Annotated in this window: 25 protein-coding genes; 24 read left to right on the top strand and 1 reads right to left on the bottom strand. The window is 35.8% G+C overall.

From position 1 onward, the window contains the following. The first annotated feature begins 209 nt into the window (after positions 1 to 209). The 8 genes from GJV77_RS00585 to GJV77_RS00550 all read left to right on the top strand — a co-directional run bounded on the left by GJV77_RS00585 (position 210) and on the right by GJV77_RS00550 (position 5,170). Positions 210 to 632 carry a hypothetical protein gene (locus tag GJV77_RS00585; RefSeq protein ID WP_155034413.1) on the top strand — a complete coding sequence of 141 codons (423 nt, stop codon included), beginning with the start codon at positions 210 to 212 and terminating at the stop codon, positions 630 to 632. Between the two features lie 2 nt (positions 633 to 634). Next, positions 635 to 874: a hypothetical protein gene (locus GJV77_RS00580; protein ID WP_155034412.1), complete on the top strand. Its 240-nt coding sequence runs from the start codon at positions 635 to 637 to the stop codon at positions 872 to 874. Beyond that, the gene (locus GJV77_RS00575; protein WP_155034411.1) at positions 871 to 1,578 is read left to right on the top strand and encodes a hypothetical protein; all 708 of its coding nucleotides are present in this window, start codon (positions 871 to 873) and stop codon (positions 1,576 to 1,578) included. Before GJV77_RS00580 ends, GJV77_RS00575 begins: the two co-directional genes overlap by 4 nt. Before the next feature lie 164 nt (positions 1,579 to 1,742). After that, the gene (locus GJV77_RS00570) at positions 1,743 to 2,399 is read left to right on the top strand and encodes a helix-turn-helix domain-containing protein (protein ID WP_155034410.1); all 657 of its coding nucleotides are present in this window, start codon (positions 1,743 to 1,745) and stop codon (positions 2,397 to 2,399) included. Between the two features lie 2 nt (positions 2,400 to 2,401). Next, entirely contained in the window at positions 2,402 to 3,874 is a 1,473-nt protein-coding gene (locus tag GJV77_RS00565; protein ID WP_155034409.1) for a replicative DNA helicase, read from the top strand. A 119-nt stretch (positions 3,875 to 3,993) separates the two neighbouring features. Beyond that, positions 3,994 to 4,242: a hypothetical protein gene (locus tag GJV77_RS00560; protein ID WP_155034408.1), complete on the top strand. Its 249-nt coding sequence runs from the start codon at positions 3,994 to 3,996 to the stop codon at positions 4,240 to 4,242. Further along, a complete protein-coding gene (locus tag GJV77_RS00555) occupies positions 4,227 to 4,523 on the top strand; it encodes an HNH endonuclease (protein WP_155034407.1) in 297 nt (98 codons plus the stop codon). The genes GJV77_RS00560 and GJV77_RS00555 overlap by 16 nt, the downstream gene beginning before the upstream one ends. A gap of 146 nt (positions 4,524 to 4,669) precedes the next feature. Next, on the top strand, positions 4,670 to 5,170 hold the full coding sequence (locus GJV77_RS00550) for a P27 family phage terminase small subunit (protein ID WP_155034406.1): 501 nt from the start codon (positions 4,670 to 4,672) through the stop codon (positions 5,168 to 5,170). Here GJV77_RS00550 and GJV77_RS00545 read toward each other — a convergent pair. Beyond that, on the bottom strand, positions 5,167 to 5,505 hold the full coding sequence (locus tag GJV77_RS00545; protein ID WP_155034405.1) for a hypothetical protein: 339 nt from the start codon (positions 5,503 to 5,505) through the stop codon (positions 5,167 to 5,169). The genes GJV77_RS00550 and GJV77_RS00545 overlap by 4 nt on opposite strands. Positions 5,506 to 5,543: 38 nt before the next feature. Here GJV77_RS00545 and GJV77_RS00540 point away from each other — a divergent pair, with 38 nt between their 5' ends. The 16 genes from GJV77_RS00540 to GJV77_RS00465 all read left to right on the top strand — a co-directional run bounded on the left by GJV77_RS00540 (position 5,544) and on the right by GJV77_RS00465 (position 19,819). Next, positions 5,544 to 7,256 carry a terminase large subunit gene (locus GJV77_RS00540; protein ID WP_155034404.1) on the top strand — a complete coding sequence of 571 codons (1,713 nt, stop codon included), beginning with the start codon at positions 5,544 to 5,546 and terminating at the stop codon, positions 7,254 to 7,256. Position 7,257: 1 nt separating this feature from the next. After that, the gene (locus GJV77_RS00535) at positions 7,258 to 7,437 is read left to right on the top strand and encodes a hypothetical protein (RefSeq protein ID WP_155034403.1); all 180 of its coding nucleotides are present in this window, start codon (positions 7,258 to 7,260) and stop codon (positions 7,435 to 7,437) included. 10 nt (positions 7,438 to 7,447) lie between these two features. Continuing rightward, the gene (locus tag GJV77_RS00530; protein ID WP_155034402.1) at positions 7,448 to 7,702 is read left to right on the top strand and encodes a hypothetical protein; all 255 of its coding nucleotides are present in this window, start codon (positions 7,448 to 7,450) and stop codon (positions 7,700 to 7,702) included. Between the two features lie 651 nt (positions 7,703 to 8,353). Continuing rightward, the gene (locus GJV77_RS00525) at positions 8,354 to 9,556 is read left to right on the top strand and encodes a phage portal protein (RefSeq protein ID WP_155034401.1); all 1,203 of its coding nucleotides are present in this window, start codon (positions 8,354 to 8,356) and stop codon (positions 9,554 to 9,556) included. Then, positions 9,549 to 10,166, top strand: coding sequence for an HK97 family phage prohead protease (locus GJV77_RS00520; RefSeq protein ID WP_155034400.1), 618 nt, complete (start codon positions 9,549 to 9,551; stop codon positions 10,164 to 10,166). The genes GJV77_RS00525 and GJV77_RS00520 overlap by 8 nt, the downstream gene beginning before the upstream one ends. A 1-nt stretch (position 10,167) precedes the next feature. After that, positions 10,168 to 11,448, top strand: a complete 1,281-nt coding sequence (locus GJV77_RS00515) for a phage major capsid protein (protein WP_155034399.1) — start codon at positions 10,168 to 10,170, stop codon at positions 11,446 to 11,448. A 3-nt stretch (positions 11,449 to 11,451) separates the two neighbouring features. Further along, the gene (locus tag GJV77_RS00510; protein ID WP_155034398.1) at positions 11,452 to 11,883 is read left to right on the top strand and encodes a hypothetical protein; all 432 of its coding nucleotides are present in this window, start codon (positions 11,452 to 11,454) and stop codon (positions 11,881 to 11,883) included. A gap of 32 nt (positions 11,884 to 11,915) precedes the next feature. Beyond that, entirely contained in the window at positions 11,916 to 12,458 is a 543-nt protein-coding gene (locus tag GJV77_RS00505; RefSeq protein ID WP_162521545.1) for a head-tail connector protein, read from the top strand. Beyond that, positions 12,449 to 12,784, top strand: coding sequence for a phage head completion protein (locus GJV77_RS00500; RefSeq protein WP_155034396.1), 336 nt, complete (start codon positions 12,449 to 12,451; stop codon positions 12,782 to 12,784). The genes GJV77_RS00505 and GJV77_RS00500 overlap by 10 nt, the downstream gene beginning before the upstream one ends. After that, positions 12,774 to 13,376, top strand: a complete 603-nt coding sequence (locus GJV77_RS00495; RefSeq protein WP_155034395.1) for an HK97-gp10 family putative phage morphogenesis protein — start codon at positions 12,774 to 12,776, stop codon at positions 13,374 to 13,376. The genes GJV77_RS00500 and GJV77_RS00495 overlap by 11 nt, the downstream gene beginning before the upstream one ends. Continuing rightward, the gene (locus GJV77_RS00490) at positions 13,376 to 13,729 is read left to right on the top strand and encodes a hypothetical protein (RefSeq protein ID WP_155034394.1); all 354 of its coding nucleotides are present in this window, start codon (positions 13,376 to 13,378) and stop codon (positions 13,727 to 13,729) included. The genes GJV77_RS00495 and GJV77_RS00490 overlap by 1 nt, the downstream gene beginning before the upstream one ends. Before the next feature lie 2 nt (positions 13,730 to 13,731). After that, positions 13,732 to 14,154 carry a phage tail tube protein gene (locus GJV77_RS00485; RefSeq protein ID WP_155034393.1) on the top strand — a complete coding sequence of 141 codons (423 nt, stop codon included), beginning with the start codon at positions 13,732 to 13,734 and terminating at the stop codon, positions 14,152 to 14,154. Positions 14,155 to 14,156: 2 nt separating this feature from the next. After that, complete coding sequence (locus GJV77_RS00480) at positions 14,157 to 14,498, top strand: hypothetical protein (RefSeq protein WP_155034392.1); 342 nt, start codon at positions 14,157 to 14,159, stop codon at positions 14,496 to 14,498. Next, positions 14,467 to 14,844 carry a hypothetical protein gene (locus GJV77_RS00475; protein WP_155034391.1) on the top strand — a complete coding sequence of 126 codons (378 nt, stop codon included), beginning with the start codon at positions 14,467 to 14,469 and terminating at the stop codon, positions 14,842 to 14,844. The genes GJV77_RS00480 and GJV77_RS00475 overlap by 32 nt, the downstream gene beginning before the upstream one ends. Positions 14,845 to 14,864: 20 nt before the next feature. After that, positions 14,865 to 17,822 carry a phage tail tape measure protein gene (locus tag GJV77_RS00470; protein ID WP_155034390.1) on the top strand — a complete coding sequence of 986 codons (2,958 nt, stop codon included), beginning with the start codon at positions 14,865 to 14,867 and terminating at the stop codon, positions 17,820 to 17,822. Next, positions 17,822 to 19,819 (top strand): hypothetical protein, encoded by a 1,998-nt coding sequence (locus tag GJV77_RS00465; RefSeq protein WP_155034389.1) that lies wholly within the window; start codon positions 17,822 to 17,824, stop codon positions 19,817 to 19,819. The genes GJV77_RS00470 and GJV77_RS00465 overlap by 1 nt, the downstream gene beginning before the upstream one ends. Positions 19,820 to 19,825 lie beyond the last annotated feature (6 nt).

The following is a 19,825-nucleotide window of genomic DNA, read 5'->3' as shown; positions in this document are numbered from 1 at the left end:
ATTGGTGGGTGCTATTTTGGCGATTGTTCTATCAGGAGTTGTTTTGTTGTAAATGTACTAAATAATACAATTATAGGAAAATGTACTAAAAAGTACATTTAATATCAGGGAGTAAGTCACCTGGGGTGAAAATGACAATTTTTTCTTTTCCATGTATATACTTGAAGGTTCGAATCCTTCCTCTCTGACAAATCAAAAAGATAATTAATATGGAATCAAAGATTTTTCAAAACGTTCCCGAAAAAGAGCGTGTGCAGTATCTGAGAGATAATGCAGTGAGTAGTGAGCAAAAAACTTATATGCGTGCATTGGATAAATCTGAAGTGATTGAGCTTCAGAATAAGTATGCGCAAAAGGCTATTGAGCTTAATATAGCAGATGAGACTCTTAAAATGCATAGAGAGGCGTTTAAAAATACTGCTAAGCCTTTAAAAAGTGAAATGAGTAAGATAATACAAGGTATACGTACGTCTAGTGAGGAAATTACAGAGGAAGTGTATTTGTTAGCTGATATGGATGAGGAAATGATGGGGTATTATAACTCATTAGGTGAATTGATCTATTCTCGTCCATTACTATCTAGTGAGCGTCAATTTAGTATTACAAGTAGTGTAATGCATAAAATAGGTTAGTTATGGAGGATAGTATGAATGCTCTTCAGAGTTATCTAGATACTCTGAAAGAAAAAGGGTTTACGTTTCAATTATTAAATAATAATAATGAATCAATTCTTTTGAGTGTTGTTAATGGAGTTGTTGTATCAGCGCATCTTGGGGGTTTTGTTAAGAGGGTAATATATGCAGAAGAAAGAGTGTCTGATTTATTAGAAGAAGTAGAATATTATGTTGAATCAATAATAGAAACAAGATCATGAGTGATTTAAAAATTAGTGTTGTTGCTGAAGGTAACGAGGTAGTTGTAAGGCAAGGTGCTGCAGCTGAAATACATCAACCAGGAGAGGTTAAAGTATCTAATGTCACAATCGGGGCGGTGGTTGAGTTTTTGAGTAAAAAGGATGTAGAAGAGGGGGTTATTCTTGACTCTGTGTTGGTTTATTCTTATGATAGATTAACTATGGATTTGAGTTATGGTCTTTCAGTAAAGAATACTTACTTAATTAGTTCAATTATAGAGTTGAATCCTGACTTGGAAGCTTTTAATATTAATACAGGTAAGAGATATAGTTCTTTTGAGCTTGCTGATTTTATTAAAATGAATAGACATCTATTTGAAAGTAAATCAGTAGCAATGGAGTTGGTGTCTGCTTTGAAAAATATTAAAGCTAATGTGAATAAGGCTATTGAAGCTAGTAGAGATGATAGGGGGAATAAACGTGCTCTTATAGATCAGGTAGTGGAAAGTAATATTCCTGAGGTGTTTAATATTGAGTTACCTGTATTTAAAGGTTGTGGTAAGGTTGTGGTCCCGATAGAGGTGGTGTTAGATGAATCTCTAGACTGTATGTTGTTATCGCCTGATCTGAAGCAGATAGTTGCTGAAGAGTCAAAAATATTAATCGATAACGAATTGGATAAGGTTAAGGAGATGCATCCGCAATTGAGAATTTATCAGAAGTAATGTTCTGACAGTGTCCGCATGTTCCATTGGCTTCATGTCTGCACTTTAAAAAGAAATGGTCGATTTAAGCCAATTTTAGATAATTGGCTTAAAAAGGCCTATTGATTATTTCGTCAATAGGTGTTTAATGATTAATAAAATAATAGTGTAAAAAAAGTAGTTACATGGAACCAAATTATTATGCTAATATACCTGCTAATGTTAGGTATGATAAGCAATTACCGCCTAATGCTAAGTTGCTTTATGGTGAGCTTACAGCTTTGTCTAATCGTGAGGGATTTTGCTGGGCAGGGAATGATTATTTCTCTGAATTATATGATGTGTCTACGGAAACTATTTCGAGGTGGATATCGGCTTTAAAAAAGGGTGGTTATATAGAGGTAGAATTGTTTAAAAAAGAAGGTAATAAGCGTAAAATATCTATTGACAAAAAAGTCAAGACCTATTGCGAAAAAAGTCAAGACCTATTGACAAAAACATCAAGACCTATTGACGAAAATGTCAAATCAAATAAGGAGAATATTACAATTAATAATACAAGTAATAGAAAGGCTCTTGAGTTTTTGAAAGAAAATAGTTTTAGTCTTTATGAAAACTTTGAAATGAGGTTTAAAAAACAAATCTCTGATTTTACAAAATTCTGCGAGTTGTTTGATTTGAAGTTTGATGAGGAAGGTTTAGAGTATACAGTGAGAAAAATAAATAATCGGTTAACGAGATTTGCGATTAACTATTGTGAGAATGAAAAGAAGAGATATGTAGGGAATCAACAGCAAGTAACGCAGCCAGTTGTTCAACAATACCAAAAAATAAGATTTTAGTTATGAGTGAAGTTGTTAAAAAAAATTTGCCTCATTCATTTGATATAGAGGAAGCGGTGATAGGTGCAATGTTGGTTGATAAGAATGGGGTAGAGGAAGCAATGCAGGTTATAAAAGATAGTTCCGCGTTTTATGATCCTAAACATATTGAAATATTTGAAGCTATACAAAAGCTTTATTCTAACTCAGAGCCGATTGATTTGCTTACTGTAGCTAAGCAATTGAGATCAAATGATAGTAGTGTTGGTCCGGAGGAGATTGTAAGTATTTCGCAAAAGATTGTTTCGTCTGCTCATGTAGAGTATCATTCTATGATTTTGTTACAGTACAGGATTAGAAGAATGATAGTAATGTTTAATACGTCTGTGACTGTTGCGGCGATGGATGAGACAGTTGATGTATTTGATTTAATAGCTAGGTGGCAAAATGAATTTGATTCTGTAGCTGATGTAATTACAAAGGGGAGGGCTAGTGTGTCTATCTATGAAACAATGAAGGAGCTTACTAAGCGAATTGAGTTTATTTCTAAGAGTACAGGTGATAATAGTATAACAGGTATTCCTACTGGGTTTAAGAGGATAGATAGGTTTACTAGTGGGTATCAACCAGGAGATTTAATAATCTTAGCGGCTAGGCCTGGTATGGGGAAAACGTCATTAGTTCTTAAAACAGTTCTTGAGAATGCAAAGGTTGGTAATGCTGTTGGGTTCTATTCTTTAGAAATGGATAGGGTGCAGTTAACTGGTAAGATAGTGGCTAATGATACTAATTATCACTTAAAGCAACTTCTAAAAACTGGATTTGATAAGCCTCAATATTGGGAGAGTTATATGGTTGAGCACAATCCTAGGATTAGTGATTATCCTATTCACATTGTAGATGAAGGAGGTGGGGATATTAGTGATATTGTGGTACAGGCAAGGCAATGGAAGCGTAAATATGGCATTAAGTTGTTGGTGGTTGATTATTTGCAGTTGGTTGGTGATAAGACTAAGAAGGGGAATAGAGAGAATGAGGTTAGTTCTGTTAGTAGAAGATTTAAGTTATTAGCAAAGGAATTAAAGATACCTGTTATAGTGTTGGCTCAGTTGTCTAGAGCTGTAGAGTCTAGACCTAATAAGCGTCCATTGTTGTCTGATTTGAGGGAGTCAGGTTCAATAGAACAGGATGCTGATATTGTTCAATTTATTTACCGTCCAGATTATTATAGTATAGAAATAGAAGGGAATCATGAGTATGAAGAGATGGTGTCAGAAGGTGCTAATACAGAGGTCATATTCGCTAAGTACAGGGGTGGTTCTACAGGTACAACTAATCTTAAGTGGATAGGTGATAAGACTAAGTTTGTTGACCCGACTGACCCTAATGAGAGTGTAAGTAAGCTGCCTGATGGTAATGTTTATAATAACTCTAGTCAGATTGTAGGTGATTTACCTAATGCAACTGATGTGTTTGGTGATGGTAGTCCTTTTTAAATAAAAAAGCATTCCTAATAAATTAAGAATGCTAAGCACAATGGGAGGCATTACCCTGTCCCTTTGTTTTGCAAATATAATTAAAACTTCCCACTTGGATTTGTAAGTGGTCTTTAATCATGAGTAAAAATAAAGTAAAAGACTTTAAGCAGTCTGTTTATGAAACAGTTGCAAAAGATATTATAATCGATGAGTTAAATGAGCAAGGCCATCCTGTAATGGTTGAAGATGTTATAGTATGGGCTTTGGAATTTTATGCAGATATGAAGCCTGGTTATGGTGGAGCAATGGTAGCTAGCTATATTGTAGGTAGGATTAAGGAAGAGGAAACTAAGATAGTTGATAGAGAGAGATGGCAAAGAGGATAGATAGTGTTAAGCGTTCGTGGGTGCAAGAGCGCAAACCTTTTGAGAGGAATGCACGTGGTAATAGTAAGTTTTATAATAGTAGAACTTGGAGGAAGTTTAGGCGCGCTTTCTTAGATAAGAATCCTTTGTGTGTTATCTGCGAAGAAGAAGGGCGTGTAATACCTGCTACTGTGGCTGACCACATCGTACCAATCAATAAGGGTGGAGCAGAGTTAGATGAGCAAAATATACAAGGCTTGTGTGCATCACATCATAACGCTAAGTCAGCGAGAGATAAATAGAGTTGGATAACTAGGGGTAAGGGGTATAATCACTAGAAAGTGTAGTGCCTGTACATCGCATGTTAGTCAGATTTTTACTCGAAGTGATTTTTAGGTAGGGGGGTCTAAATGTTTAAGGTTGAGATTGATAGAAAAAATAAGAAGAAATGAAAGAGAATAACAAAGTTGTTAATATGGCAGGGGAACTTCTGAGTTGGGATGATGCTAGTTCAGGGAAGAAAAACAAGAATTTATATGATGTGTTAGATAAGCTTCCTGCTCCATTAGCTAAATTTAATTTATCTAAGGATCAAAAGTACTGGTATAAATATTTTGGTGAACAGCTGGTTAGTAGCGGTCGATTGACTAAGCCTGATTTGGTACATCTACACAGATTAGCTACTACTATCGATTATTACATACAGGCGGAAGCGGAGATTAATAGTCGTGGTTTTCAAGGAGGATTAATTCAGACTTTTAAAGGGGGGGCAACTAATGTAAGTGGGTATGTGACTGTACGAGAAAAGATGATTAAAGATTTAGATGATTTATCTAAGCATTTTGGGTTCTCTTTTAAAGATAGAAGTAAGTTAACAGAAGTAAAAACTTCTGATCCAGGGCAGGGCGATTTATTTGCTGGGTTCCTAAATCAGAAGTTTGGTAATTAAGATACTAGTTCTAAAGCATCCATGTGAAGTCTTTTATAAATTAATTTATTATCTTCATCAGACCAGTAAGCTGCCATGCAGTATAATACATAGGTAGCGGTAATTGTAAATAAAGGGCCTTTCCCAGTTTTTAATTTTACAGTATCTCCAGGTTTGAAGCCACAAACAAGGGAATCTAGGTTAAAAGATTCTTCGATGAATTTATCTTGATTCTTATCAAATCTAATTGTTATAGCAGTTTTGTCATTATGGTTGATAGACTTTATTGTTAACTTCGGACTACCACTTCTTAGAGTTACAACACATCCTTCTATTAATTCTACTTGAATGTTCATGATTAATTTTTTATTGTTAAAATAACAAATATACAAAAATGAAGATAACTGAAGATATGATTTTATCACCTGCATTTGAGTATGCAGGAGCTGTAACGGATGGAACTATAAAAACAGGAAAGCGAATTAGATTAGCTGTTGAGAGGTTCTATCGGTTCTTAGATGAAGCTGATTCAAAGGGATTTTATATAGATCACGAGAAAGGAATGAGAGCAATTAATTTTTTTCCAAATTTCTTGAATCACACTACAGGTAAGATGGCTGGTCAGAGGTTTTTTTTAGCGCCTTTTCAAGCATTCACGATCTATAATATTTTTGGTTGGATGGACGCTGATGGTAAGCGAAGATTTAATACGGTGTATGATAAGCGTGCTAAGAAGAATGGTAAAACAGCAGAAATGGCTGGACTGGCCCTATACTGCATGAGCTTTGACTTAGAAATGGGTGCACAGGTGTATGTTGGTGCGACTAAGGAGGATCAGGCTAAATTATGCTGGAGTCAAGCAGCTCAATTCATAGAATCACCTGTTTCTAATCCTGGTTTAAAAACGATGGGTTTCAAGTGTTTCCAAAGAGAGATTAAATTTAGTCGAACTCAAAGCAAAATGATGCCTCTAGGAGGGGATAGTAAGACTCAAGATGGTATTAATTCTCATGTAAGTATCATTGACGAATATCATGCGCATAAGGATGATACAGTTAAGGAGAATTTAGAGAGTAGCTCTGTTAGTAGAAGGCAGCCAATTACTTATCACATCACTACCGCTGGGACCAACTTACAGAGCGTGTGTAAGAATTATGAAGAAGCAGTAATCGAGGTGTTAGAAGGCAGGAATGAAGATGATCACCTTTGGGTAATGATACACGACTTAGACGATGGAGATGATTGGGAGGATGAGAATAACTGGTTTAAGGCTAATCCGTTGGTCGGGTATGGGCTTGACTTAGATAACATTCGAAAAGAATATATCAAGGCTAAAAATCAACCTTCTAAGATTCCAAACTTTAAAACAAAGCATTTAAATATGTGGGTAGATGCTCCTACTATTTGGATACCGAATGAAATATGGATGAAAAATGAAGTAGAGGAAATTCCTATTAGTGCTTTTGAAAAATTTGGTTCTTATGCTGCATTAGATTTATCTACAACAACGGATATCACAGCCTTTGTCGCGCTGAGTGAGCCTGATGAGTTTGGGCATAGATACATTAAGCCTTACTTTTTTTGCCCTGCAGATACGATAGAACATCGAAGTAAGGAGGATAGGGTGCCGTATAGGTATTGGGTAGATGCAGGTTGGTTGATAGCAACTCCTGGTAATGTAGTTGATTATGAATATGTGAAGGATACTATTAGGTCAAATTATAAGGATTTGAACATTGAACGCATAGAGGCGGATAAGTGGAACTGTGAACAAATGGCTCAAGAGCTTACTGAGGAAGGAATGGATGTGTCTTATTTCAGTCAGGCAATAGGAGTGATATCATTTCCTACTAAGCAATTTGAAAAGCTTGTATACGAGGGGAAGATACTACACGATGGTAATCCTATTCTGCAATGGATGCTTAGTGGGTGTGTAATCTACAGGGATGCGAATGATAACATAAAGGTCCACAAGGGGCAATCAAATAAGGGAGGCAAGCGTATAGATGGAATTATAGCAATAATAATGGCGTTAGGTGGTAGTATGTCTGTGGAAGAAGATACAGGTGGGAAATACAGTAAGCCTGATGCGGAAGTATATATTTAATATGGCAAAAAAAATAGAAACATCACTTCCTGATCACGTTATTGTAGAAGTTGTGATGCGAAAAGAAATGACTATGGCTTCTTATATTAAGTTGCTTAGTAATGACAAGAGAAAAGGGTGGAAAATACAGGCATATCAACAAGAAGTATTTTCTCCAGGATTAAATAAAGAAATCGATTAAAATAAGTATTATGACAATCACACAACAACACTTAGCAGCACAGGTTGAAATTGAACGGCTGCGAAAAGAAAATGAGGTAATGAAGCAAATAGCTAGCACTGACGGCTTCTACGATTATTATTTCAAGAATATCACTAAGTACCCATCCAGGATAGATGCATTCAACTACGTTAACGAGTTGTATGAGAAGTATTTTGGATGTAAGAGGTATAAGAATTATTGGAGTTTTAAGCGTACTGTAAATAGAAAATTAAGCGGATTATGAAGCGGTTTTTTGAGTTTGTTTTTTTGGTTGTTGTTGGATTGAGCGTGATGATGTTAACTACTCTATTGTTAGATTTTGAGTTTATTAATAGAATGGTTATAAGGGAGTTAATAGTTTATGTTTTTATTTTATTCGAGTTATTTATCTTGATTAAGATACTTTGGGTAAAGTATAATATTTTTTAATTTTTTTTACTTGAAATATTTAAATACTTTTCTATATTTACAAAAAAAATAAGAGCTGTTGGCGCAGCTCTTATTTAATTAGGATTATTGTTTTATAGTTTTTCTTTTCTTGAAAGAGGCTTTAACATTAACAATAATTGGAAATTTTAATTCTAATCTATCTCCGTTTTCTAAGTTGACTAGATTAGAAGTTAATAATAATAAGAGGATGCTTCCTATAGTTAGGAGCATCTTTTTTTTGTTCTTCATTTTTTTTATTTATATATACAAAGATTATTTTTTTTAGGTTCATTTCTAAATTATTAACATTCTAACTTATTAACAAAAAAAGGATGTTATTAACAAATAGTAAACTTTTTTATATATAGTAAAAAAAATAAACTTCGGGAACAATGTTCCCACCTTGTCAAGGTTTTACGCTTTAAGTTTGCTCAAGTGATTATCAATAGAGATAATAATAGATAAAATGAGTGGATTATTAGATAGTGTATTTAGGCCTTTAGAAAGCGGCTCGAGTTCTTCGGGTTTCTTTGATTTGTTTCCGTCATTTTTTAAGGCTAATGGAAAGACATTGGCTACGGCAAATACTGCACTTATGCTTCCAGCATTCTACAATGGGGTTGATCAGCTTAGTAATGACATTGCGAAATTACCTAAGGCTGTATTTTTGAAGGAAGGAGAATCTAGGAAGAAGTTGACTGATCATCCACTCAATTATCTTATTTCTACTGAACCTAACGAAATGATGACTGCTTTTGATTTCTGGAAATTAGCTGTTGTGTTAGTAATTCTTAAGGGCAATTGCTATGTGAGGGTTAATAGAAATAGTAATGGTGTTGAGCAGAGCTTGGTTATTCAAGATAATTCAGATGTGGTAGTTAAGCGATCAGGAGATAAGTTATTTTATTTCATTAAAGGTGAATCACATTTGTCAAGTGATATTCTGCATTTTAAAGCATTTACACTTAATGGTATAACTGGTGTTTCTGTTATAAAATGGGCTGCACATAATTTAGGCATTGCGTTAGATTCATACGAATATGCTTCGGATATATACAGTGATAGAGGGTTAGGGTACGGTGTTATTGAGTCTGAGAAGGGTGTAGATACTGCCGCTAAGAAGTTGATTTCAGATGGTTTTACACGGAAATTGGCTGAAAAAAACAAGTTTAAAGTGCCTGTGCTAGATGAAGGATTAAAATACAAGCCTATTACTGTTACTCCTGCTGAAGCACAATTTTTAGAGACAAATAAGAATTCAGTAAATGAGATCGCAAGATGGTTAAATATAGCGCCGCACAAATTAAAGGATTTGACGAATGCTAATTACTCAAATATACAAGCTCAGTCTATTGAGCATGTTCAGGATTCTCTGCTTCCGTGGACGATAAGGATTGAATTAGAGCTTAATCGTAAGATGTTCTCTAGAGAAGATTCAGAGATTAAATATGTTAAGTTTAATGAGAAGGTATTGTTGAGGGGAGATTCTGAAGCTAGGAAGAATTATTTAACACAGCTTGTGTATGCAGGTATTATAACGAGAAATGAAGCTAGAGCATTGGAGGATTTAGACCCAATTCCAGGATTGGATGAACCGCTTACTCCTGTCAATTCTCAGTTGTTAGATTTTATGTTGAAGAAAAATGAAAAGGAATTGAAAGATGAGTAGAGTAATTAGATATGCAGTTGCCAGAGCATTAACAGAAGAACAGGTACAGAATAGACAGGTTGATTTTGTTATAAGTACAGAGGCAGTAGATAGGCATAAAACAGTGTTTAGATTGTCAGGATGGGAGTTAGATTTTTATAATAACAATAACCCTATAGTTCTTTATATGCATTCTTTATACAGTGATGATCCTGATTTAGTTATTGGTACTTCTGTAGTGAGAATAGAAGGTAATGAATTAGTTGCTACTTTGACTTTTGAAGATGCTGAAAACAATCCTTTAGCAGAGAAGGTCTTTAATAAAGTTAAGAATGGTATTCTTAGAATGGCAAGTGTTTCTGCTGATGTTAAAGAAGGGCATAGAGGGATAGAAGATCAAGGTGAAGATTCAGATATTATTTATTTCACTAAACAAGAATTGATTGAATGGTCAATTTGTACAGCAGGTTCTAATCCTGATGCGTTAAAGAGAAATGCAGAAAGCTTAGAGGAGATTAAACAAAATCTATTGAATGATAATCCTGTTCAGGAAGATACAGAGGAAGTAAAATATAACAGTGTAGCAAATAGAGCGAAGCTGATTGATTTAAAAATTAAAATGAGTAAGTAAGATGAAGAAATCGGACATTTTAAAGCAACAGCGAATGGCTAAGTTGCAAGCACAGAAAAAAATTGTAGATGCTGCTGAAACAGCTAATAGAGGTTTTACGCCTGAGGAGCAAACGCAAATAGATGCAATGGATGAAGAGGTTGAGGCCTTAGATGCTGAAATAGAAAGAGAGTTAGCTAATGAAGCGAGACAGTTGCGTTTTGCTCAAACATTAGGTTCAGCAGGAGGAAGCTCTACTTCAGAAGAAAGAGAGATGGGGGAGATGTCTCAAAGATATTCGTTTTTAACAGCGGCAAGAGCAGCAAGTAGAGGGGTGGCTTTGACTGGTGTAGAAAAAGAGATGAATGACGAGGCTTTGAGGGAAGCAGGTACTTTGAGTTTAACATTCAATAATACAGAACGCTCATTTTCTATTCCGTCGACAATGGTTAGAGCTACTACGCAAACAGTAGGTCAAGATGGAGGACAGTTTGGAGGGACGTTAGTTACACAAGAGAATAGAATTGTTGATGGTTTTATTCCTAAGTTATTTTTAGAAGAAGCTGGGGCTACAATGATGACAGGGTTAGTTGGAAATGTAGGGTTGCCTAAGTTCTCAGAGTATGAATATAAATGGTTAGATGAGTTAGAAGAGATTGTATTAGAAGCTGAGAAAGTGGGAGGTCCTGTGATGAAACCTAAACGTGCTGGGGCTGGTATCTCTATTTCAAATCAATTGCTGTTACAAACTTCTGAAGGTGTTGAGAATATTATATACAATAAGTTAAGAGGAGCGTCAGGAAGAGCTTTGAATCAGGCTGCTTTAAATGGAGCAGGAGGTAAAGCTCCGTTAGGATTGTTAAATATGCCAGGAGTTCAATTAGCTAAGGCTGTAGCAGAAGAAGAGTTGACTCATGAAGCTATTGTTGAGCTTTGGAAGTTAGTAGCTTCTTCAAATGCTAATGTAGGTAATGCTACTTATATTATGAATTCTCTTTTAGCTGGAGCAGCAATGGTAGCTAAGAAAGATGCAGGAAGTGGAAGATTCTTAATGGAGGGTGGAATGATGAATGGTAGTAAGACTATTGTAACTAATCTTGTAGAAACATTAGCAGGTACACAGCCATTGATTTATGGAGATTTTTCTGAATTATTTATTGGGCAATGGGGAGGTGTGAACTTCGTTGCTGATCCTATAACTGGAGCAGGTTCTGCGCAGGTTAAGTTATATTCTAATCTGTATGCAGATGTACAGTGTGCTAATCCTGAAGCGTTTGCTGTCAATAAGTTTTTAAAAGGATAATCTATGGCTAAAGAGGTTAAAAAACAAGAGCAAGGGGCTGGAGCTCCTTCTCTTCTAGATAATATAGAAGTAGCTTCTAACAATGAAGATGTTGTGTTGTTGGATAAAGTAAAAGAGTTAGAAGCTACTCTATCAGATAGAGATTCTAGAATTGCTGAATTACAAGAGGTGGTGAAAACTCAGGGTGAGGAAGCAGTTAGAATGGGTGATTTGTTGGAGAGTAAGGATGTTATTATTTCTAACTTACAAAATGAAATTAGTTCTATTTCAAAAGTGAGTAGTAAAGTTGTTGAGTCAGAGGATCAGACAATTGTCAGGTTCTTATTATCTCCAGCAGGTAGATTTAAACTTCCTTATAATGTAGGGCAAGAAGTTGCATTGCACAAGGAGGTTGCAGCAGAAGTAGTGGAAGCTAGGTATGCTGAATTAGTGTAAAATAAATCCTTTCATATTAATTTTTTTTGGTTGTGAATACAGATGTTGTTGCAGTGAATGCTGTTGAATTGGTTAGTTTGAAGTTGGCAAAAAAGCATTTGCGCTTAGATGTTGACTATAATGAAGAGGACGAGTTGGTGGAAGTTGCAATAGCGTCTGCTATTTCACAAGTTCAAATGTATACAGAGAGGATAATTAATAAGAGTCATGTTTTTTTATTTGTTAATAACCCTGAATCATTTGTTGTAGAGCGTTTCTCTTTAAATGATTCTGTTGAGGAAGTTGAGATAGTTGAAGAGGGTGTTGATTCAATTACTCTTCCTATCTCTTCTTACTCACAAGTTAAGCGTGGTCCAGAACATTATGAAATAGTATTTAGAGATGTTGAATTAAGGCCAGGGCAATCTATTAAGGTTGTGTTGTCTGTAGGATATGATTCTGAAGATTTACCAGGACCTATTAAGTCAGCTATTTTACTTATGATTGGTGATTCGTTTGAAAAACGTGAAGATAGAAGTCAGGGCAATAATACAGCAGTAAATAATTTATTAAGACCTTATAGAAAATGGCTGTAAGAAAACCTTACATCGGACAGATGGATCGCAAAATAAAGATTTTGAAAGTTGTTAACTCTAAAGATAGAGTGGGTCAAGAGAAATCTATTATTGAGGTATATAGTGAACCTTGGGCGAAATTACATAGCGATTTTGGATCAGAAGATATTGATATGGCAGTAATGAGTAGTGTGAGTAGGGTGTATGTTATCCGATGGCGCTCTGATATTGAGAGGGATGGTTTTAAAATGCTAATTGAAGATTGTGGCGTGAGATATAATGTTGTGAGTGTGTCTCAATTAGGAAGAAGGAGTCATCTTATTTTAAAATGTGTAAATGAGCAATAGAATTAAGGTAGATATTGAGGGATTTCAGGAGCTGACAAATAAGATTAAGTTATTGTCAGATGATAAGGATAAGAGAAGAGAAAGTTTAGCTATTTTAAGGCAGATCGCGAAACCTACTCTTCAAGTATCTAAGTCAATAGTTCCAGTGTCTAAAAACAAACATTATTCTAGAGGTAAATTTATACAACCTGGTAATTTAAAAAAGTCATTGGGTTTAATAACGGGTAGGAGTTCTAATCCTACGATTATTGTAGGAGCAAGGGCTAAGAGGAAGTTTGACGGCTGGTATGCGCACTTTGTTCATGAAGGGCATGAGTATTTCGCTGGAGCTTCTAAGTCTTCTAAATTGTTTTTTAAAAACAACTCAAGATTTACTACAGTAAGAAACAATTCGAAGGGTTCTGCGAATAACAAAACGAGAAAAACAAAAAAAGAAAGAGCTGTGTTAAGGCAGATGGGTAAGGCTAGAATGACTAAGCCTCAGCCATTCTTAACAGATGCTTATAATCAAACTAAAGGTCAAGTGACTACAGAGGCTGAGAAGAAGTTTTCTCAGTTTATTCAAAAGAGAATAAATAAGTTAAGTAGGTAATGGAGAAGGCTAGTGAATTTATATACGACTATTTTAGGAATAATTCTGATTTTATATCTGAGATGAATGATCGGTTATCTCCATTATTTGTAAGCGAACAGTCTAAGAAGTTTCCAATGGCTGTTTATAATATAGGTGAATCACCGCAGTTAACGGATAATGCAAGGGTATTTCCTTCAACATTATCACTGTGTTATGAGCCTGAAAATTATATGAAGGCTATTTCGTTTGCTGATAAAATGAAAATATCTGTAGATGAGATGCCTAATGCAGAATTTCAATCTACTCAAGTAGTGTTCGACGATGAAAATCGATATATATATGTTAACGTGAATTTTAATTTAATAATGTAAGTATGGCTGAGGGGCAAATTTATAAAGGTAAGGACCTGAGATTGAGTGTAGATGGAAAAACATTATATCACTCTACGAGTTGTCAGATTTCAATATCTACAACTCTAGAAGCTATCGCGACAAAGGATACAGATGGTACAGTGAATGTGCCTTCGAACTATGAATGGTCGCTTAGTGCGGAGTCGTTAACGGCTGATAAGGCAGCGGCGAGTACGCAAAATGATTTCTTTGATTTATTGCAGCTACAATTGCAGAGTAAGGAGATTGATGTTGAAATGACAACAGGTAAGTCTGGAGATATTTTATTAAAGGGTAAGGCTTATGTTGAGTCAACTTCTATTAGTGCAGAGGTTGGAAGTAGTTCTACTTCTAGTTTTAGTTTTAAAGGTAATGGTGATTTAGAATTAAGTCGATTAACAGTTTAATTATGAAGAAGATTGAAATACAAGTCGGAGATGTGCTTGTCGAGCTTAAGTTTGGTTATGGTGTGTTAAGAAGACTAAGTGAAAAATGGAAAATTAACTCAATTAATGGGGTGTTTGAAAGATTTGGATCGTTTCAAAATAAGGATGAGTTAGGGTTTGATCAGCTTAGCACTTTTGGAGATTTAGTTCAGGCTTCAGCAAGTAATGCTGGGTTTGATTTAGATTCTGACGATGCTGTTGATGCACTTATGGTTAACCCTGAGAAGATGCAAGAAATTGTTCTTGAGTTCATGAAGTCTCTTCCTAAATCAAATGAAGATCAAAAAAAAAAACAGCTCAAGTAAAGAAGTAGATTTCACTTGGGATGATTTAGAAGCATTGGCGTGTGGTCAGATAGGATTAGATATTAATTATTTATATACTTTGACACCACGCCAATTTTCTAATATACAAGTCGGTTGGAATCAAAAAACAGAGCGACAAACCAAAACTTCTTGGGAGCAAGTTAGGACAATATATGATGCTGTTATTCGACCACATCTTAAGAGTAAGAATAAGAGTATTAGAGAAATATTACCTTTCCCTTGGGACCAGGAAGATATTTTAGATAATGGTCAAAATGAAGAAGGATTTGAAGACATGAAGGGTCGATGGGATAAGATTGATCAGATGAAGAGAGAAAAATTGTAGGATAAAATGCAGAATGATTAATGGCGGGTTTAGCACAAATAAATGTCCTTTTTAGGGCAGATCTTAGTGAGTTCTCTAGAGAGATGCAGAATACGCATCGAGAATTCATAAGACATGGGAAAAAGTGGCAAGAGATAGGTACTCAAATGAGTACTTATTTGACTGCTCCATTGGCTGCATTAGCAGGCTTTAGTAGTAAGTTGAATATGGATTTTGACGATAGTATGCGCAAGGTTCAAGCTACTACTAACGCTACTGCTGAAGAATTTAATAAACTTACCGATACAGCTGAGCAAATGGGTGCTTCTACTCGTTTTACAGCTAGTGAATCTGCTGAAGCTATGAATTATATGGCTTTAGCTGGTTGGAAGACTCAACAAATTATTTCGGGAATACCAGGAGTGCTTGATCTAGCTGCAGCAAGTGGTGAGGGATTAGGAATGGTTGCTGATATCTTAACAGATGGATTGACCGCTATGAATAAGGGTGCGCAAGACGCTGGTCATTTTGTAGATGTGTTAGCAGCAGCGGCAAGTAATTCTAATACAACCGTAGGAATGCTAGGTCAAGCATTCCAGTATGCTGCTCCATTAGCTGGTTCATTCGGGTATGAGGTAGAAGACTTGTCTCTAGCAATCGGATTAATGGCTAATGCAGGAATAAAGGGAGAAAAAGCAGGTACAGCGTTACGATCTTTGATGACTAGAATGGTTAAGCCTACACGAGAGGCTAAGCAAGCGTTAACTGATTTAGGTATAGAGGTTAAGAATGCAGATGGAAGTATGAAGCCTCTTCGTGAAGTGTTAGATCAGATTAGAGATAAGTTCTCAAATCTTACTGATGCTCAAAAGGGTCAGTATGCTGGTATGTTAGCAGGGCAAGAGGCTATATCGGGATTACTAGCAATTGTTAATGCTGCTCCTGAAGATTTCGATAAGTTATCTAAATCGATTACTAATTCTGCTGGTACAGCTAAGAGAATGAGTGATCAAATGGAAGGTGGTGTTGGCGGTAGTTGGCGTGAAATGAAATCTGCATTAGAAGGCGTGTCTATTCAAATAGGGAAGGTGTTAGAGCCAGCTTTTAAAAGTATGACGATCTTGATAAGGGATGCTTCAAAATGGTTTCTTGGATTGAGTGATGCTGCTAAAACTACAATAGTTGCGATTGGGGGTGTAGCTGCGGCTATTGGTCCATTGTTAGTTGGATATGGAACAATGGTGAGAATGTTACCACAAATAGCAAAGAGTTATTTGGCAGCAACTGCAAGTTTAAAAGGTTTTTATGCAGCTATATTAGCTAATCCTATTGCATCAATAACAGCTGCAGTTGCGGCATTAGGTGTAGCGTTATACGTTTATACAAGAGAAGCAGATAGCGCTGCAAGAGTTCAAAAGACATTATCAGATGTGCAATCTCAGGCTCAGAAGAGTATCGCTAGAGAGAGAGCAGAGTTAGATTCGCTTCTTAAGATAGCTAGAAATGAGAATGTTTCTAAGGCAAAAAGAGAAGAAGCTATTAAGAAATTGAACGCTATTTCGCCCTCTTATTTAAAGAATATAACGCTTGAAAAGATTAATACTAGAGAAGCTACTGATGAAATAAATGATTACATAAAAGCTCTGAATAAAAAAGCAGTAGAGCAGGCAGCTCTAGCTAAAAAAACGGAGTTGTTTCAGAAGAAGATAGATGCGGAGTTAAGTGGTTTAGGTGAGCGTGGATTTTCTCAAGATGTATTCGATAAATTGTGGGCAGCTATTGGTTATGGGGACCAGGTAGTTATTAAGAGTCGCGAAGAACTTGATAAATATATATCTAAGTTAAATATTACAGAAAAGCAGGCAGCTGAGCTTAAGGCAGGATATGAGCCTTATTTAAAGCAGAAGGAGCGAGATATTGATCTTATTAATAAGCAAGTGTCTGCTCTAGATGATTTAATTGCTTCAGAAGAAGAATCTGGTAAGAAGAAGAAAAAGAAAGTAGTTGTTGAAGATGATTTTTCAGGAGGTGGTGATTCTGATGCTAAGGTGGGTTCTGCTGATTATTATAATGCTCAAATAGCTGCATTAGAGAAATTAAGAGATTCTACAGCATTAACAAGAGAGGATTATTTAGCATTTGGAGATGAGATTGAAGCGGTTAGAGAGAAGCTAGATTCTTTATTTACAAAACGTGAAAAGCAATCTGCAATCTCATTAGTAGAGCCTATTCCAGAAGGTACAATATCGGCATTTGAGAGTTTGATTTCTAAGAAGCGTGAAGACCTTAAGCTTACTGAAATAGGTAGTTTAAAATACAGGGCTTTACAAAGTGAGATTGTTGATTTAGAATTCTCGTTGAGAGCTAAAGTAGATGAAGCTTCATTCGATAATGCTTCCGAGAGTATTAATAGACTACAGCAGGAGTTGACATTACAGTCTCAATTAGCTAGTGATGCTTTAGCTCAAAAACAAGAAGAAGCGATAATGTATTCTGACATAGTTGGCAATGCGTTCAATGAGTTTGGGCAGAATTTTGTCGGATCAATGGGGGAGGCTCAGAGTGGTTTAGAGCGATTTGGGCAATCAATGGCAGGTGTAGTTATTAAATTAATGTCAATGGCATTATCTAACGCAATGGCTAACGCTATTGTAGGTGCTACTCAGTCAGGTAATAGCACAGGTCCAGCGGCTGTATTTACAACGCCAGCATTCATCGCTACTGCGATAGCTGGTATTATTGGTGCATTTGCATCTATTCCAAAATTTGCTGATGGTGGTATAGTTTCAGGACCTACATTTGGATTAATGGGTGAGTACGCTGGAGCAGCAAATAACCCTGAAGTTATTGCTCCTTTAAACAAATTAAAAGAATTAATAGAGCCAGTTGGAGGTGGTGGTCCAGTTCATGTCACTGTTGGAGGTGGTTTTGAGTTGGATGGTACTAAGCTTCGATTGGTGTTGGATAGAACAGCTAAACGCGGTAATAGGATAGGATAATGAAGCAGGTTAGGATTAGAATTATTGATATGGATACGAATATTCTTGTTGCTGATATTGATTCTCAATTGGAGTTTGAAACTATTGAGAATCAAGCAGCAAGAAGTTCTATTAAGTTGTCTTATGATGGTTCAGACGATAAGTATCAGTCGATTATGGCATCATCTCTTGTTTTTGATTTACTTGTTAGAGACGGTGTTGATGGGAAATTTTTTCATCTATATACAGGGGCTGAAGATCGATATAGAGTTGATTTGACAGACGAGAATGATGAGTTGTTATGGAGAGGATATTTACTTCCAGATCAATATTCAGAGCCTTATAAATCACCTACATTATTTGTGTCCATGACCGCTACTGATTGTTTGGGTATTTTAAGGGGGAAGGAGTTTGTCGATTATTCTTACTACTCTCAGGAAAAGAGCGTTATTGACGTTATTAGTACATGTCTAAAAGCAACAGGGCTTAGTCAAGATATTTTATTTTCTCCTGCTATAATGCCTACTAATGGCTATGCCTGGCATGAGATATACCTTGACTGCAAAATGTATGCTGACGAATATAAGAAGTCGGATGTAGAATTTCTAGGATCACAAAAAAAGGATCAGATTTATGATATTCTTGAGCGCTTGATTCATGATATAGGATGTAAGTTATATACCTGGAAAGGTAGGTGGTACATTATAGGTATTAATCAGCAGCATAAGGAGCTTATTGAGTGTTATAAGTATGATAGTTCAGGTGTGTTTATTGGAATGGAGAATTTAAATAAACCTGTAGAAAATCGAAGGTTTTATGCTGATCCTGATATATCTGTAGTATCTCCATGGAAGACTGTTGAAGTTAGTGCTGATTTAGCAGAGCAGAATGATTTGTTTAAAAAAGGTTACTTAGAGTGTGAGAAGATTTATAGCCCAATAGAGGCTATGGATAGTTGGAAGGTAAATCCTAATTGGAGATTTGTCGGAGATGCTTCTTTTAGTCCCGTACCTAAGGATGGTAAATACATTGCTAAATGGACTCATCCAGGGCAAGTCATTCCTGATTTTAATAAGTCATCACCAGTGCATATAGGTGTTGGTGGTATTAGGAATGAGGGTAATGTAGTTGGGTCTTATATGGAGCTTAAGAATCCTATTTGGGTGCAGGTTCCGAGCGTGTGGTTATATAAATATTTAGATTTTGAATTAGAACTTGTTGCTTACTCAAGACTGTCTTCTAAGGATAGGTTTGAGAATAACGAATTTGGATATACACTTAGATATGAAGTGTTATTGAACAATGAGGTGTTATGGGGTAATTTTCCTAATTCAAATAACTATTTGAGAGATGCATTAGAGTTAAGGTATGCAGATGACTCAATTGAATGGAAGGAGCAAGTATATTATAATAAAAATTTCATAGAAACTAGGAAGAGATTAACTGGTAAGATAGAAAAGGAACGCTATTCAATTTCGAAGAGCGGCTGGTTGCAAGTAAGAATTTATCCTCCTGTATTGGTTAATCCAATGGAAAGAACATTTGAAGAGGTTGGAATTCAAGAAATAAAAATGAAAATAATCGCTAAGAAGGATTATGAGTTGAAGTTAATAAGACCTGATTTGAGATATTCAACGAAAATGAATATTGAATTATATCATATTGACAACGCTCAGGACAATACCGATAAGCGTTTTATTTTCAAACGAGAAGGAATGCAGGAGCAGAAATCTTGGAGGGAGAGCTGGAAGAGATCAGGAGTGAATGAGAGTAGAAGGTTTGGTTATTGTTATGCAGCTATGACTCATTCGATTCAGCCTGGAGTTCATGTTAAAGTTGACGGCACGGCTCTAGGGATTGTATCGCCAAATGAGTTGTTGGAATTCAAATGGAGAGGCTCTAAGAAGTTTATTCCTACTCGGTTAGAGATGGATTTTAGCGAAGGTAGAACTGAGATAACGATGTGTGAGAATGTATATGAAGAATTATTCACAACGACTGGAGGAATATTGGGTTAGACATGT

This window comes from Myroides pelagicus (genome assembly GCF_009711055.1).
Classification (GTDB): Bacteria; Bacteroidota; Bacteroidia; order Flavobacteriales; family Flavobacteriaceae; genus Flavobacterium; species Flavobacterium pelagicum.
Note: the sequence above shows the minus strand (reverse complement) of the source record. Positions and strands in the feature narration are given on the sequence as shown.